The sequence below is a fragment of the Chitinophaga sp. YR573 genome, assembly GCF_900110995.1.
Taxonomy (GTDB): Bacteria; Bacteroidota; Bacteroidia; order Chitinophagales; family Chitinophagaceae; genus Chitinophaga.
In genome coordinates this window covers 1,114,798-1,130,278 of the sequence record NZ_FOJF01000003.1, presented here as the reverse complement: position 1 = coordinate 1,130,278, position 15,481 = coordinate 1,114,798, and the positions used below count along the sequence as shown (strand labels likewise).

The window sequence follows — 15,481 nt, the reverse complement described above, 5'->3', positions numbered from 1 at the left end:
CTTTCTTAGGGTACAATAGAATTCCATCCACTTTTTGCATCTACCTTACCGCTGCCGGCTATATCTACAGATACCGGCGGAGTGACTGGCAATGCAACTGTACTTGTTCGTGGACAAGGCTCTGCTGCAGGGAATGTCTGCGGACGGGCGCGTACAGTGGATTGTAAAGCGGTTTTTATCTGGGCCAGCGTCTGGTTAGGTTTTTTTTGCAGCATCAGCGCTACTACGCCTGCAATATGCGGAGCCGCCATACTGGTGCCTCCTTTTTGCACGTATCCACCAACGAAGTCACGTAGGGTAAATAGAAGATCCGCCCAGAGCCCCCCTGTTGTATGATAACTTTTGGCAGACCAGATCTTCACACCGGGCGCTGATAATTCAGGCTTGGCTACCAGTACACCCGAGCCTGAGTAATCTACTAACGGCCCTTGTGAGGAGAAGCAGGCCATATGACCATCCGTATCATCATAAGCACCTACAGTCACTACACTGGGTGTATGTGCAGGCGCGCATATCGTACCGGCATCCGTCACGTTTACCCCGGCAGGTAAAGCCCCATCCGGGGCCAGCATTATCTGATATCCTTTGGCTTGTCTGCACCATACATGGATAACGGCGCCAACCGGGCCTGTAAGTTTAGCCGTATAACGGCCTAAGCGATGCAAAAGTCCATTAGGAAAGATCGTAACAGCGATGTTTTTGCGCGACAGCGGACTTCCGTTACGCGTAACATTTGTAGTAATATGCTTGATCGAAAACTCCTTATTTAAAGCGGTAGGATAATTGAATAAAGCAGCTCCCACTGCTACCCCGGCAACGGGATGAAAAGCGGTATCCGGAGGAGGTTGCTTCATGCTGAGGGTTACGCCTGCCACACTATTATTGTACCAGAAATCCAGTCCCAGCGGAAAAGTATTCTCCACTGTGACGCAGGTATTAAAACTGCTTTTGGGGTTACGGGGATCATCTAAATCAAAGGGTATTTCTATAGTCCCTCCTGCAGGTATTGTAATAATAGCATGCTGTCTGTGTCTGGCGCTGTTGCCTGCCGAAAACACACAGATCTTACCGGTAGCCGCGGCAAATGTAGTTTCCAGGAATATCTCCTGCCCATCTATACCATCTTCCACCAGGCCATCATGTGGCCCTGTATCATGGCCAAAACTACAATTAATTACTACCTGTCTGGCACCTGCAACACGTAGGATGTAAGTAATAGCATCTTTAAAACGCGTTTCCGAATCGACACCGGGATCAATCTCCGGGTAAAGCATCTTTACAATGACCAGCGTTGCTTTTGGCGCTACACCGGTAAATGTAAAGCGGGGATCTGATGAAAAGTTCTTCTGCTTGCCATTACCGGCAGCGATGCCTGCTACATGTGTACCATGCCCGTTACAGTCTCGCGTACGTACATTGAAAGTAGCCGGCGTAGCCAGCGCTCCATTAATATTAGCATCAGTATATTCAACACCATAAGTAGGCCCTGCAGATAATAATCCCACAGCGGGAGAATGTTCTCCGGCAACAGGTACTAAGCCCTGGTCCCAGATCCTGAAAATCCTGGTATCTGTAGAATTCTCTTTCTGAAAAGATTCATGCCTGTAATCAATACCGGTATCTATAATACCTATCACTACCTCGTCGCCTGTCATCCCTGTAAATACGCCGGTAGCCGGCGCTACAGACCATACGCAATCGGTGCCAACCGTAGTTCCTCTTGCCAGTATCTCCAGTGTACTGGTATCTATACTTGGGTGCATTTCTTCTCCATATACCAGCTTTATTACATCAGGATGAGCCGACAAATCTCCCAGCCGTTCATACATCACACGACCTTTTGCTACTCCTTCTCTTTCAACGGAAATCGTTTTAAAGCCAATTGCTTCTAACTCTTGCAAGTTACCTTTGTATTGCAGTCTAAGGAAAATTTCTTCCCGGTTATTCTTTAAAACAGCATGCAGGTATTGTCCGGGAGTAACGGGATTGGATTTAATTGCCAGATAAGTACTGTAGATATCGGTAAGTACATTATCGAACTTTGACCAAACAGGTTCCATCATCTATTTTTTAAGGTCTTAAACAATAAAGTAATCCTTCACCGGAAGATTCTTCCGGCAGTGAGAGTTATGATGATATAAAAACAATGTTGTACTATGTGTTCATAGCCGAATCATTCAATGGCGTTATTATTCCTCTGGGGTAAAATCTTTGTTGATTCTTAGATTCTGCTGGTGGATCTTTTGGGGTATTATGCAATCAATCCTTTGGGGTATGTACTTTCGATTATAAGGTTTTGCGTGTTATATGAAAAGTAAATTAATTTAAATATCTGATATAATCAACAATTTTATTACAATTTCATTTTCCTGAAGGTGAGACTCATCCTGCCTTCATTGGTATCCGCAGAAGGGATGGAATGTTGCCATACATGCTGTACTTCCTGTGTCATATAGATCAATGATCCGGAAGGTAATTCAAAATCAACTACTTCATTTTTGTCCTGTATATTTCTGAACCGAAGCGTTCTCGTTTCTCCTACTGATAAAATCGCAATACCTGTATCCTCTTCTAATATATCTATCTGATCTGAATGAAATCCCATTTTTGAACTTCCATCCAGGTAATAATTAATCAGGCAGTTATTAGGTTCAAAACCCAGTTCATCATCAATCCTGTTCAGGATATTGATCAGCTCAGGAATGAATGGTGTATCAGGATAATGGATCTGAGAATAATTATAAGCAACGCCGAAACTGGCCGTTCTTCGTGCAACCATCCTGGTATCCCATATCACATTATCTCTCAGTAATCTGAAAAGATCTTCGGGTGAGCTGATAAATTCGCCTATGTACCTGATTCCATGCATTTGCGCAAATTAACAATAAATCAGGTAAAAGGACTACTTTAGCATATAAATTTTATTTAATACCTAAACCTATATCATGAAAGTTAGTTATGCCTCCTTACTATGCCTTTTCCTGACTATTTCTGCCGCCTTGCAGGCACAGAGTAAATTAAGTATTACGATGGTTGGCAATGGCGCCATACGTGCCGTGATTGATGACAGGAATTATATTTGTCAGGATAATTCACTGACTATAGAAGACCTGGCTCCTGGTTATCATTCTGTAAAGTTGTTCCTTGTAAAAAAAGAGAGATGGAATAATACTGCTTATGGACAACAGGTGTATAATGCTAATCTGCTGATAAAATCCCAGTATTATACGGATATAGTAGTGAACAGGTTTGGTAAGACACTGGTAGATGAACAGCTTTTAACAAGAGGAGATTATTATGATAATATAGATCGTGGAAATGGCGGTTATGGTGGGAATGGCGGAAAAGATTGGGATAATCATGATAACCGTCCTGGCCCTGGTAACAATAATAATGGGAATAATACCCCCCGCTCACCACAGCAAATGTCCGATAACTCTTTTGCCATGGCCAAAGAAGCTATCCGTAAAGAAAGCTTTGATAATACCCGTATGACAGTAGCCCAGCAGATTGCTGATAACAACTATTTCACTACTGCACAGGTAAAAGAACTCGTTAAACTATTCGCATTCGAAGATCGCAAACTGGACTTTGCTAAATATGCTTATGCCAGAACATTAGACAGAAATAATTATTTCACGATTAACGAAGTCTTCAGTTTTTCGAGAACTAAAGAAGATCTGGCTGATTATATAAAGAACTTCAGATAAATAAAAAAGATCCACCAGGATTCGCTCAAAGCAAAAGCTCCGTTAGTATTCGCTTAAATAAAAAGCTCTGTTAGGAACTCCATGTAGCAAAATCCGCTCTAACAAATTCGGCTCCGTTAGGAGCCTCGTGTTTGTAGCCAACATAATAAACAACAAAAATTGACTCCGTTAGGAGTCCCCTAAAATCGGATATAGGGGACTCCTAACGGAGTCTGGTTTGATGCTATAATCAATTTCTACAAACACGGGGCTCCTAACGGAACCTATTATGTTTTGTTGCCAGCATAGAACTCCTGATGAAGCTTTGAGATAAAACTACTCTCTCCTTGTAAAACCACCCACCTGCTTTTTCTCAGCTGGTTGTTTATAGATAATAGTAAACAATATAGAAGCCCCGTGAGACTGATCCGTTGATAATATCTCTATCCCTTCATTGGCCGCAAAGAAAGCATCCAGCTTCTCTGTAAGTTCTGCTCCGTTCCCTGCTTCTGCCACATATGTTTTGTAAATCATGTTAATATATTTTGTCTAAAGTGCAGGATTTCACCTGGAAAAACAAAAATCATTTGTGAAAAAACGTATAACTACGTAATGGATGAAGTATTAATACTCTACGCTTTCATTAATATCCCCTCTAAATTTGTGTCCAATTACCCCAATTTTATTATCAGTTACCTCCAAAAACAACATTATGGAAAGTTTAAAAATTCCCGATCAGTCTCCGGAACAATTATCACAACTCCTCTTCAACCGGCAGACCTTCCTGTTGAGCAAAGTATTCTCACAGGACATTCAGATTAACAACAGTATCAGTTACTGGGAAGAAATTACCTGTGTAGGCTACAGTCCCGAAAAAGGCAAGCTGGAAGCTATTATCAGTATTAAACAGTCTACCGGCTACAGCGGCGGACTTTGCACTAACGGCTCCAGGGAATACGTCCGTTTCTTTGTAGATTTCAAAGATGGCAGCGGATTCCAGGACATGGGTTATTCCAGCTTTAAAGTAGCTGACATTTCAGAGGCTCCTCCCGGTCCTCAACATCCCCTCAAATACATGACGCACTTATTCATCAATGATGAAAAGTACCGTAAATTCCTCAATTGCCAGACAGCAGTTATTCCTACTGTACGTGCAGTATTGTCATGGAATACGATCCCTTCTTCTAACCCGAATGCGGTGCCATATTATGGTAATGTAAAAGATGTGAACATTCAGCTGAAACGCAGAAGTTTCATCCTGTGGGGTGATATCTTTACTGCTTTGAACGTAAAAGAGAAACCGGATTTCCTGGCGAATATCGATCTTAAAGAACAGGTACACATTCCGATTCCGCCTTTACCACCAATAGAGACCTATTATAAGGCCTACAAACGTGCGGGTGTTCCGGATCACCGTACCTTCTTTTCTTCCATTGCGCCCGCTATTGCTAACGGTACTAAATTTGTACAGGCCGCCAGTTATAACCTGTATGATATCCAAAAGTTAAAAATCGATTTTAAGGCTGCTGCAGAGCTCATCCTGAAACCTGTTGGCCAGGCAGATGTAACTTTCGAAGAACTGCAATGTGTAGGCTTAAATACGGCATTAGATACCCTCGGTGCTGTAATAAAGATCAAGAAAAACAGTGGTTTCAGTGGAGATCTTTGTCATGCTGGTTCACAGGAACACGTAGCTTTCTGGGCCGACTGGGACAATAACGGTACATTCGATCAATACCTGGGTACTTCTAGCATTACGGTACATGATATCGACAATATTCCTGCTGATGGTCTCTATTATAATATAGACCTGCCTATTAACCTGAAAGGCCATATTAAGAGCTGTACCCAGCCGAATATAATCCGTATCCGTGCGGTATTGTCATGGCAGTCGCTTCCATCTACGACCAACCCCAACCTGCTCAATACCTGGGGTAACCGTAAAGATGCAGTAGTACAGATCCGTCCGAGCCAGTCACCTTTTGTAGATGCAGAACTGACATTCGTCGGAGGTGTAGACCGTGATTTAATCAGTGCCAGCACCTTCCTCGTTAACTCCGACCTCACCAACCCAACCTCCTACAACAACCGTCCTTACGGTGGCTGGGTGAGCTTCAATGGTCTCATTGACCGCAACGGTTTCAATGGTATCATTAAATACAAGATCGAGTATAAGAAATACGGCGCATCAGACAGCACTTATGCTTCCGTATCCAGTACGGAGAGCTTCCCAATGATCGATTTCACACCTAATCCGAACCTCGAATTCAGCGATAATCAATCTGCTGTTGGCGGCTGGTACATATATAAGGCGAATCCTGCTATTGGCCTCTATAACGAAACCAACTACCTCGCCGGCTGGAGTACAGACGGATTGGATGATGGTACCTACACCATCCGCTTTACGCATACAGATGCGAATGGCAATGAAATAGTGAAGGATGTTTTCTCTCTCATTATCTGTAACGTACACATGAGCATCAATCCATTCGCCACACCAACTGTCGATTTCACCAAAACACTCGATCTGGTAATTGATGGCGGAGATTGTCATTGCTATGATAAGACACCTTCCAATAACATTATAAGTGGTCATTTAAGGGCAGTACATCCATACTTTGCATCATGGGGACTTGATCTGCAACCTACCTCTCATACACATGGGGTTGTACCTAGTCCGGTGAGCCGTTATTACGATGCATTGCCAAATGCCGGTGATATAGGCAACCTTGGAAATAATGCCGATGATGGTGATGGTAATGCAGCATGGAGCCTGAATGTTTCCGGTTTGGATAATTGCGGCTATACCGTAAGTATATACGCACACTCACGTGTTATCAGGGACAGTTCTACTTTGTTCCCATGGTATGGTATAAAAGCAGTAGGATTCTCAGTAACTGATGTATGTCCTAACAAGTAGTGGTTTTTTTTAGTTTAGTAGCCTCGGCGTAATTGCCGGGGTTACTTTTTTTATATCTTTTTATATCTTTGCCCCGACATATCTTATAAAAACCGATTCTTATAAAACCGATTTACTTATCTTATGAAACCTATGCATTTTATTGCTGGTCTTATTCTTTTAACCAGCTGCAGTAAAACGTCTACTACTACCACTGTCCCTGATCCTGAAAAGAATGCTGCTACCTGGTGGCAACCTGTTGCCGGTGTCACATTCGACTGGGACCTGGCGAACATTTCATCCACAGACACTTTCACTACAGACGTTGTAGACGTGGATGCTTTTGAAACTACCAAAGCTACGGTTGATGCCTTACATGCTAAAGGCAAGATGGTCATTGCTTACGTCTCCGTCGGTACGCTTGAAAACTACCGTCCGGATAGTGCTCTTCTCCCACCCTCCGTCATCGGTAAAATCTATCCTGAATGGCCAGACGAAAGGTGGCTGGATATCCGCCACCTAGACAGCATGAAACCATGGCTGATATCCCGTTTCACCATGATCCGACAAAAAGGCTTCGACGCCATCGAACCGGATAACCTCGACGCATACGAGAACGAAACCGGTTTCGACATTTCTATCACAGACACCAAAGCATTCTGCACTTATCTCATCACTCTCGCCCACTCCATGGGCCTCGGCATCGGCCAGAAGAACGTCTCCGAACTTACTGACGACTTCTCCTCTTCCTTTGACTGGGCACTCACCGAAGACGCCTTCGACCAGGGCTGGCAGGACGATATGCTACCCTACATCACCAAAAACAAACCCGTCTTCGTAACAGAATACACAGACGAAATGACGCAGGCGAAGTTTCAATCTACGGTATGCCCTGCAGCAAAAACAAAGAAATTTAGTGCAGTGCTAAAGAAAAGGGATTTGGATAAGTGGAGTTATTTTTGCCAGTAAGCAATTAAAACAGGCGATCAATAATTTGATTGCCTGTTTTATTCTATAGTACAGCACGTGGTTATAATTCAAATTGTAATAAAGCTTTCATTCTTTTGTAGTGGACTTGAAAGAAGTCTTGCTGTTTTTACGGCGCATCCATCCTTTATTTCCATTCCTCTATGGTGCAATTGAAAGTTTTGCATAGTGTGTATTTTATTGTTATAGATACAGTTTCAATTCCTATACGGTGCAATTAAAGACATTCCTTCCTGCATTTAGTTCTATGATGCTTGAATCTTTTCAATTCCTCCATGGTACAATTAAAATTATTCATGTTATATCACTTGTGTCTGTAATGTTCCAATTCCTATACGGTGCAATTGAAAGTGGAGTATCCCAGGTATGGCAATATTGCTTTCCAGTGTTTCAATTCCTCTATGCTGCAATTGAAAGACCTAACGGGCTGGACTACTCAATTAACTTTCCGGAGTTTCAATTCCTCTATGGTGCAATTGAAAGTCGACGATCTTTTAAAACGTTGCAGTCTTAATCAGTTTCAATTCCTCTATGGTACAATTAAAAGATAACACTGGCGATAGGAACACTAGTTACAGTAATACGTTTCCATTCCTCAATGGTACAATTGAAAAGCTTCCCAGTGCTGCTCAATACGTGATCTATAAGAGGTTTCAATTCCTCTATGGCACAATTGCAGGCGTTGGCGGCGGTGCGGTGCATGACATGGGTAAAGGTTTCAATTCCTCTATGGTGCAATTGAAAGATGACGATCTTTTAAAACGTTGCAGTCTTAATCAGTTTCAATTCCTCTATGGTACAATTAAAAGATAACACTGGCGATAGGAACACTAGTTACAGTAATACGTTTCCATTCCTCAATGGTACAATTGAAAAGCTTCCCAGTGCTGCTCAATACGTGATCTATAAGAGGTTTCAATTCCTCTATGGCACAATTGCAGGCGTTGGCGGCGGTGCGGTGCATGACATGGGTAAAGGTTTCAATTCCTCTATGGTGCAATTGAAAGATGAGCGCAGCTACTAAAATACTGGCAGGAACGGTGATGTTTCAATTCCTATATGGTGCAATTAAAAGTGTTCCAGTATTGAATGCTATCTACTACAATAAATTGGTTTCAATTCCTCTATGCTACAATTGATAGATTAAAAAAGTAAACATGAGAGCATTAAAAATAATAGTTTCAATTCCTCTATGCTACAATTGATAGCCCAGGCGCAATTGTCTTATATGTCGGACGTTAGCGTGTTTCAATTCCTCTATGGCACAATTAAAAGGAGGGATGATATATCTGAATGCAGGTATGAGCAGAGTTTCAATTCCTATATGGTACAATTGAACGTGTGTACTCGATGATGTAACGCAGATCGTAGTTGCTGTTTCAATTCCTCTACGGTACAATTGAAAGTTTAAAGAGAACAATATAGAACTACTTACCAATTCGTTTCAATTCCTATATGGTACATATTGAACGAAAACTCGTTAGATTTTGTCTATGCCTCTCATTTTTGTTTCAATTCCTATATGGTGCAATTGAAAGATAGCCGCAATAAATTATTTCACTCTGTGATATCTAAGTTTCAATTCCTATATGGTGTAATTGCAGTGGGGACCCATCTAGTAATTTCACTGCTATGGTGTTGTTTCAATTCCTCTATGGTACAATTGAAAGTAACTTTTTATCTGTCTTTACAAACCCTTAATCCTGGTTTCAATTCCTCTATGGTACAATTGCAGGCTTTATCGATAAAGAAATCATGGCAGCGATATACAGTTTCAATTCCTCTATGGTACAATTGGAAGTTTGGTATCGTAACATGGATCAGGTGTCAGACGAGTTTCAATTCCTCTATGGTACAATTGGAAGTAGTGGAGTATCAGATATTAATCAATCTCCGCATAGGTTTCAATTCCTCTATGGTACAATTGGAAGTTTAGGCACACAAAGCACTACTCTTTTCACGCCCATGTTTCAATTCCTCTATGGTACAATTGGAAGCTGCCTAAGAGCTTTTTCATCAGCTATTTGTTTTTCTGTTTCAATTCCTCTATGGTACAATTGGAAGATGGAACTACAGGTGCAGTGCGCGATATCTATTTCAAGTTTCAATTCCTCTATGGTACAATTGGAAGTTCTGTTACATATCTGAATCCTTGAAAACCCCTTTGGTTTCAATTCCTCTATGGTACAATTGGAAGCCTGATCCCGATAGCTTTGTTGCCCAGCTGATAGAAGTTTCAATTCCTCTATGGTACAATTGGAAGTTTTTTGGGAATAGTTAGTATTTAATTGGACGGGCCGTTTCAATTCCTCTATGGTACAATTGGAAGGGATTATTAGTCACACAGCAGTCAACAAGCTCACCTAGTTTCAATTCCTCTATGGTACAATTGGAAGTAGCGAACCGTCATCGTTTTCCGACTCATCATCTATGTTTCAATTCCTCTATGGTACAATTGGAAGACATTCATTGTATAAAATTAAATCGAATTATAGACCGTTTCAATTCCTCTATGGTACAATTGGAAGACTTCATAACTGCGTTGATCTTATTAAGCCAGATGGAGTTTCAATTCCTCTATGGTACAATTGGAAGTCACTAAAAAGAGGATCAAACACGATTGTGTAGTATGGTTTCAATTCCTCTATGGTACAATTGGAAGAGGGTGTTGGCATTGCTACCGGTATAGTGGATGGAGGTTTCAATTCCTCTATGGTACAATTGGAAGTTGCTTACGACGCTTTCTTGATTTCCCTCCCAATAGTTTCAATTCCTCTATGGTACAATTGGAAGTTATCGCAAACCAGTGTTTGCCATACTTCACGATGAGTTTCAATTCCTCTATGGTACAATTGGAAGTCCAGGGTAGCCGCCGGGATAACCGCCTGCACTAAAGTTTCAATTCCTCTATGGTACAATTGGAAGCTTATATTATTATGGGTGAAAGATCCTGCATTCCCGTTTCAATTCCTCTATGGTACAATTGGAAGAATTTAAAGGTGAGAATGATTTAATCCTCTCTCTATGTTTCAATTCCTCTATGGTACAATTGGAAGAAAGATAATGGCCAGGACTACTATCCTGGCCGGGTGTTTCAATTCCTCTATGGTACAATTGGAAGTATCCGGCTTACAGGGGTAAAACATTCTGTCGTCCGTGTTTCAATTCCTCTATGGTACAATTGGAAGTAGGTGAACCAGCGTTAAAATGTACCTCAAAGACTAGTTTCAATTCCTCTATGGTACAATTGGAAGGATTGCTTTAAACAGGTTAACGAACTTAGGTTTATGTTTCAATTCCTCTATGGTACAATTGGAAGTCCATACCGATCCAGTTCGTCTGTTTTGTTTGTAGGTTTCAATTCCTCTATGGTACAATTGGAAGCAGGCGTAAAAATATCCCTTCACAAAGCAGGCCAGTTTCAATTCCTCTATGGTACAATTGGAAGCCGTTAAACCGGCCATAAAAAAAGCCCTAAAAGGGCCATAAACAAAGATACGCTTTCCTCTCTTATAACAATAAAAGTCGTCGATATACAATAATAAAATTCCCCCCAGACATCGACAACATCCCCAAAGCTAACAAAATCAATGGTTTAATTCCAAAATGTCAAAGATCTTAACAATCACAACCTCACAAAAGCCTCTTCGACGACTACAAAATATTATTCAGCTCATTTTTCTCCTTGCCAACAACCATTTTATCCAACCATTTCTCCTGACGGCTACTGAAAATAATAATGCTGTCTTTATCTTTATTGATAATCCCTTTAGCTTCACCAAGCAATTCTTTAAGTTTCACTTCGCTTAGCTCTCCCTCAAATACACTATTCTGAATCCAGTTCAGGTATCTGCGACATAATTTCAGCATTTTGCTGACCCGTCTCTCTTCTATATCATATACTAAAATCACATACATCTACCACCAGGCTTTAAACGGTTTATATTCCTCTATGCTCAAAATATGTTTCACCAGCTTATAACATTCCAGTTTCACAAGATGTTTGTAACTAACACTCCTACCTAAAGATCTATGTTTTATCGTTTCCTGCAGACGTTCATCCCAGGCTTTGATTACCTTCTTCCGGCCACTATCTTTTAAAAGGCAACTATTAAGTGTATGGTCAAAATCACCTTTACCAATCATTTTTTTATTGAGCAAAGAAAAAATCAAGCGATCCGCCAATATTGGTTTAAATATTTCGGCGAGATCAAGGGCTAATGAGTAACGACGATATCCTGGTTGATGTAAAAAGCTGATGGTAGGATTAAGTTGTGTATGATAAATCATATCCAGACAAAGCGTATAACACATCATATTAACAAATGATACCATTGCATTCACCTCATTAGAAGGAGGTTGTTTGACACGATTACCCATTTCAAAGTCATTAATGATCAGGTCAAACGCTTCATAATATGACATCCGGATATTACCTTCTATTCCCATTAAAGTTTCTATATCTTCAGCAGTCTCTATTTGCAGAGAAAGAACTTCAATCTTCTCAATTTGTGCAGTAGTATCCTTATCTCTATTATTATAATAACGCAGGTTCTTCACCATATTAAAGGCAGCCCCTTCAATAAATTTCCTGGCTACAGGCATTCGTCTTTTAGGCTTAGAGTAACATTCTGTTTGTGCGATAAGGACTTTACCACTTAACAAATATTCCTTAGGCATAAAGCTACCGGTATAATGTTCGTAGTAGTCAAAGAAATGAACGCTGATCTGTTCTTTACCCAGGAAGTTGTATAACGCGCTGTTGGCATCCAAAGCACCAAAAGTATAAAGATTGTCTACGCTCTCTACAGGGATGTATTTGGGAATCCCTTCTTTTCCTTCTTCATCTACCGGAACAAATTTCAGCGTATTATCCTTTCGGCTCATGCGCCCAGGATTAAAAAGATAATATGATTTTTTCATTTTGGGAAGGATAACAAGGCTATTCTACAACATAACAAAGGTCATAATAACTACAATTCTTACAGATTTTACTATTGATCTTCAAAGGGCATTCTTCACTTTCTTTCAATAACGCAATTTTAGGGATAATATCCGTCAGGTATTTCCTGTCTTTATTTTCTAATATTACGTCGAGCGTACTCCGCAGCTTAGGATACTCCAGAGTAGCACGTACACCGGTAATATCGTTCAGTTCAAGCAGCCATATATAATATTTAACCTGCCATTCATGAGCATCCTCTATTTTATCACTACGCTTAATTTCATGAATTACCTTCTCCTTCGCATCATAAAAGTCTATTTTGCCAGATAATTCAAAGCCATTGAAAATTGCTGAAATTTCAATCTCTGTATGTTTCTCCGCCCGTTGAGGATAACTTCTGTCATGTAATAATTTACCATCATACACCGTATCAGATGTATGCTCCATACGAATGCCATTAGAGAATAACCACAATTTACGATGACAAATATGATAGTAGTTAATACAGGTAGCAGTAGTAATCATGGTAAAATAAACAAAGGTGAGATGTTCGTATTGACCATCTCACCTTACTATTTAATTCAATTGATTTTCATACGGAAACTCCATCATTACATTAATAAGTTTCTCCTGTGCCTGCTGTAATGCATCTGCACTTTCATTAACCGTATTAATGTAACCGGAACATGGTAATGTAATAAACAATTCAGCACCCGCAGTTTCATCTATAATAGGCTTTGCCTTCTGTTTCTCCCCTTCTTCTGATAACTTGGCACGTATAGCCCCAGTCAAAGTACTTGCATTATCGCTAATCGCCACTGCCAGCGTTTCCATTAAACTAAATGTACGGGCCTGGTTAGAGGTAATACGCCAGTTTAATAAAGCACTTGCCAGAGCTGGAATTATCTTTTCTCTTTCTGCCTTTGGCATTATCAGGCATTTACCAAATGTATTCTCTCCCGATATCCATCCTTTAGATGTAAGGTCCTCAATTTTCTCCTTGCTTAACTCTGGCTCATGTTGATTAACTGATACGGAAAATAACGTTCTTAAATCAATGGCAATATCATATACAAAAAGTCCCTGCGCTCTTCTATTATCAGGTATCCAGTTACGACGAGGTAATGTACGATCATTCTTGGTTAAGAAATCTTCTATTTCTTCCTCCGTTAATAACTTATCTCCCATTCTCACATTTACCGGATTACCATCAGGACGGTTACTTCTATCAAACGTAAGGTTCTCTTTTACCGTACCAGACAATAAAGGATGTAACGGACGCATAGCAGATATTGACAACGGACTACGTCTTTTAACAGTCAAGCCATCCCCTGCCCTCATCCAGCCACCAATAAGTTGGTCAACATAATTAGGATCACATGGCGACCATGGTTCCTTATTCTCCAATTGTTTCCCTTTAATATTATAATTGAATGTTACAGGAGCCATGGATACATTCAGATTTGAAGTCAAATCTTCAAGAATAGAACGTTTCACCTGTTGCCCGCTTGAATAAGCACAATACTGCCCAAACTGTGCATCGTAATATGTTTTTTGCCCTTCCTGAACGCCAAACACAGTATGCTCAGCATGTTTTAATGCTCTTAAATAGATGTAAGGTTTCATTTTTTATCTTTATTAATTTATTAACTGATTGCTGCAAATTGAAAACGTATAAGCGTTAGAAAGTAAGGAACATTATCGGAAGGCATTATGTTAATCAACTGAGCCATTTCCATATAATTTGTTTTATCCTTAGCACCTTCTATGACATCAATGAGCTTCTCTATAAATTGTTTTTTATTTACAGAGGATAAAACATCCTTTACATGATTAGACTTATCCGTTTTACCTTTGTCGCTACTTAAAGCGTACTGATTCAGGGAAGCTGCAAAATGTTGCGCTTTCTCCCATAGTTGTTCGTTGTTAAGCATTGCTAATAGCCAGATTTGATAAGTGTTAAAAGTTATTTTCTTTTCTTCATCCTCTTTTTTATAAACAGGAACTTTTCCCTCCTTGATATACTCCTTAAGACCCTTGGGTTCCATTGCATTAATACCTATTGATCCCATACGACAAGCCGTTTCAAAACCAAATGCAGTACCAAACAGGTTTTCCGCTTCCTCCTTTTTTGTGCCACCAAAATATTTCTCATAAAGCTCAAAAGGTCTCTTTATCTGAGGAAGTTTAAAAGGAATAAAGCCAATAGTCGTATTAGTTTGCCCTATATTATACACATAACCTGTTATTTGTGTATCCGGATAAGTCTTACAAATACCAATCAGAATATTCACCCATGACTTTGTATTTACTTCCAGTCCTCCATCCTTCATTGAGCCTAAACAGTTTAAACCAGCAGTTACATCAGATTCACTATAAGTATGTGCATCATACCGATGTGCAATCCATTGTCCATTCCAGGTAGTAATCTGGTTACCTCTTAATTGCGGCGTTTGGTTGAGATAATCACGATAAACCTTCCAACCCTCAAAAATATCCAGTAGTAATGCGGGCTTATCAAATAGAATTGATATTCCTCCCTGAACACCTACACCTAAACCGCTTCCTATCCATGACAGATAAACATCATCCTGATTTAAAGAAACGTTCAGATTGGTTATTTGTCCTGATGTTGTTGCTGTAATATCTAAGGAAGGATATCCAATTGCGATACTGGCATCAGGCATGGCAGTTGCAGCCTTCTCTACGAAAGTATTAAACCGTTCAAAACGCCTGTCAGACGTTTCATAAGGAATATTCCCAGACCTCATTTTGTCCCAGCTTATTTTAGGGTTTTCAAACGAGGAATTACCACCTGTCATCATATATTTATTATGATTAAAAAACATTTCATAATAAACTTTTGCAAAAAAATCCCTGGGGCTATACGAACACTTATATTTTTGATTATAGGCTTTTAGGAATATTCTCCCGATGTTAGTTGCTATCATACTTTTTTGC

Annotated in this window: 13 protein-coding genes; 5 read left to right on the top strand and 8 right to left on the bottom strand. The window is 40.2% G+C overall.

What is annotated here, in order from left to right:
- Positions 1–5: 5 nt before the first annotated feature.
- Positions 6–2,063 (bottom strand): S8 family serine peptidase, encoded by a 2,058-nt coding sequence (locus BMW86_RS30965; protein WP_089787612.1) that lies wholly within the window; start codon positions 2,061–2,063, stop codon positions 6–8.
- A gap of 290 nt (positions 2,064–2,353) precedes the next feature.
- The gene (locus BMW86_RS30960; protein WP_089787610.1) at positions 2,354–2,869 is read right to left on the bottom strand and encodes an alpha-ketoglutarate-dependent dioxygenase AlkB family protein; all 516 of its coding nucleotides are present in this window, start codon (positions 2,867–2,869) and stop codon (positions 2,354–2,356) included.
- Between the two features lie 76 nt (positions 2,870–2,945).
- Between BMW86_RS30960 and BMW86_RS30955 the strand changes: the two genes are divergently transcribed.
- The gene (locus BMW86_RS30955; RefSeq protein ID WP_089787608.1) at positions 2,946–3,710 is read left to right on the top strand and encodes a DUF4476 domain-containing protein; all 765 of its coding nucleotides are present in this window, start codon (positions 2,946–2,948) and stop codon (positions 3,708–3,710) included.
- 315 nt (positions 3,711–4,025) lie between these two features.
- On the opposite strand, the gene BMW86_RS30950 is transcribed toward BMW86_RS30955, so the two are convergent.
- Positions 4,026–4,223, bottom strand: a complete 198-nt coding sequence (locus tag BMW86_RS30950) for a hypothetical protein (RefSeq protein WP_089787606.1) — start codon at positions 4,221–4,223, stop codon at positions 4,026–4,028.
- 178 nt (positions 4,224–4,401) lie between these two features.
- Here BMW86_RS30950 and BMW86_RS30945 point away from each other — a divergent pair, with 178 nt between their 5' ends.
- The 4 genes from BMW86_RS30945 to BMW86_RS33410 all read left to right on the top strand — a co-directional run bounded on the left by BMW86_RS30945 (position 4,402) and on the right by BMW86_RS33410 (position 8,599).
- Positions 4,402–6,609, top strand: a complete 2,208-nt coding sequence (locus BMW86_RS30945) for a hypothetical protein (RefSeq protein ID WP_089787604.1) — start codon at positions 4,402–4,404, stop codon at positions 6,607–6,609.
- Between the two features lie 123 nt (positions 6,610–6,732).
- Positions 6,733–7,557, top strand: coding sequence for an endo alpha-1,4 polygalactosaminidase (locus BMW86_RS30940; protein ID WP_089787602.1), 825 nt, complete (start codon positions 6,733–6,735; stop codon positions 7,555–7,557).
- A 549-nt stretch (positions 7,558–8,106) separates the two neighbouring features.
- Positions 8,107–8,388, top strand: coding sequence for a hypothetical protein (locus tag BMW86_RS33415; RefSeq protein ID WP_410492579.1), 282 nt, complete (start codon positions 8,107–8,109; stop codon positions 8,386–8,388).
- On the top strand, positions 8,369–8,599 hold the full coding sequence (locus BMW86_RS33410; RefSeq protein WP_410492578.1) for a hypothetical protein: 231 nt from the start codon (positions 8,369–8,371) through the stop codon (positions 8,597–8,599). The genes BMW86_RS33415 and BMW86_RS33410 overlap by 20 nt, the downstream gene beginning before the upstream one ends.
- A gap of 2,630 nt (positions 8,600–11,229) precedes the next feature.
- Here BMW86_RS33410 and cas2 read toward each other — a convergent pair.
- From cas2 to BMW86_RS30915, 5 genes are read right to left on the bottom strand one after another with little or no spacing between them, the layout of a single operon-like run.
- Positions 11,230–11,493, bottom strand: a complete 264-nt coding sequence (gene cas2, locus BMW86_RS30935; protein WP_089787600.1) for a CRISPR-associated endonuclease Cas2 — start codon at positions 11,491–11,493, stop codon at positions 11,230–11,232.
- Complete coding sequence (cas1b, locus tag BMW86_RS30930) at positions 11,494–12,498, bottom strand: type I-B CRISPR-associated endonuclease Cas1b (RefSeq protein WP_089787598.1); 1,005 nt, start codon at positions 12,496–12,498, stop codon at positions 11,494–11,496.
- Between the two features lie 19 nt (positions 12,499–12,517).
- Complete coding sequence (cas4, locus tag BMW86_RS30925; protein ID WP_089787596.1) at positions 12,518–13,045, bottom strand: CRISPR-associated protein Cas4; 528 nt, start codon at positions 13,043–13,045, stop codon at positions 12,518–12,520.
- Between the two features lie 51 nt (positions 13,046–13,096).
- Positions 13,097–14,146 (bottom strand): CRISPR-associated protein Cas7, encoded by a 1,050-nt coding sequence (locus BMW86_RS30920; protein WP_089787594.1) that lies wholly within the window; start codon positions 14,144–14,146, stop codon positions 13,097–13,099.
- A gap of 20 nt (positions 14,147–14,166) precedes the next feature.
- Positions 14,167–15,471, bottom strand: a complete 1,305-nt coding sequence (locus BMW86_RS30915; RefSeq protein WP_089787592.1) for a hypothetical protein — start codon at positions 15,469–15,471, stop codon at positions 14,167–14,169.
- Between the last annotated feature and the right edge of the window lie 10 nt (positions 15,472–15,481).

Bases quoted from the DNA above. Each gene is read 5' to 3' on its own strand.
- BMW86_RS30965 (WP_089787612.1), bottom strand. From the start codon at position 2,063: ATGATGGAACCTGTTTGGTCAAAGTTCGATAATGTACTTACCGATATC.
- BMW86_RS30960 (WP_089787610.1), bottom strand. From the start codon at position 2,869: ATGCATGGAATCAGGTACATAGGCGAATTTATCAGCTCACCCGAAGAT.
- BMW86_RS30955 (WP_089787608.1), top strand. From the start codon at position 2,946: ATGAAAGTTAGTTATGCCTCCTTACTATGCCTTTTCCTGACTATTTCT.
- BMW86_RS30950 (WP_089787606.1), bottom strand. From the start codon at position 4,223: ATGATTTACAAAACATATGTGGCAGAAGCAGGGAACGGAGCAGAACTT.
- BMW86_RS30945 (WP_089787604.1), top strand. From the start codon at position 4,402: ATGGAAAGTTTAAAAATTCCCGATCAGTCTCCGGAACAATTATCACAA.
- BMW86_RS30940 (WP_089787602.1), top strand. From the start codon at position 6,733: ATGAAACCTATGCATTTTATTGCTGGTCTTATTCTTTTAACCAGCTGC.
- BMW86_RS33415 (WP_410492579.1), top strand. From the start codon at position 8,107: ATGGTACAATTAAAAGATAACACTGGCGATAGGAACACTAGTTACAGT.
- BMW86_RS33410 (WP_410492578.1), top strand. From the start codon at position 8,369: ATGGTACAATTAAAAGATAACACTGGCGATAGGAACACTAGTTACAGT.
- cas2 (WP_089787600.1), bottom strand. From the start codon at position 11,493: ATGTATGTGATTTTAGTATATGATATAGAAGAGAGACGGGTCAGCAAA.
- cas1b (WP_089787598.1), bottom strand. From the start codon at position 12,498: ATGAAAAAATCATATTATCTTTTTAATCCTGGGCGCATGAGCCGAAAG.
- cas4 (WP_089787596.1), bottom strand. From the start codon at position 13,045: ATGATTACTACTGCTACCTGTATTAACTACTATCATATTTGTCATCGT.
- BMW86_RS30920 (WP_089787594.1), bottom strand. From the start codon at position 14,146: ATGAAACCTTACATCTATTTAAGAGCATTAAAACATGCTGAGCATACT.
- BMW86_RS30915 (WP_089787592.1), bottom strand. From the start codon at position 15,471: ATGATAGCAACTAACATCGGGAGAATATTCCTAAAAGCCTATAATCAA.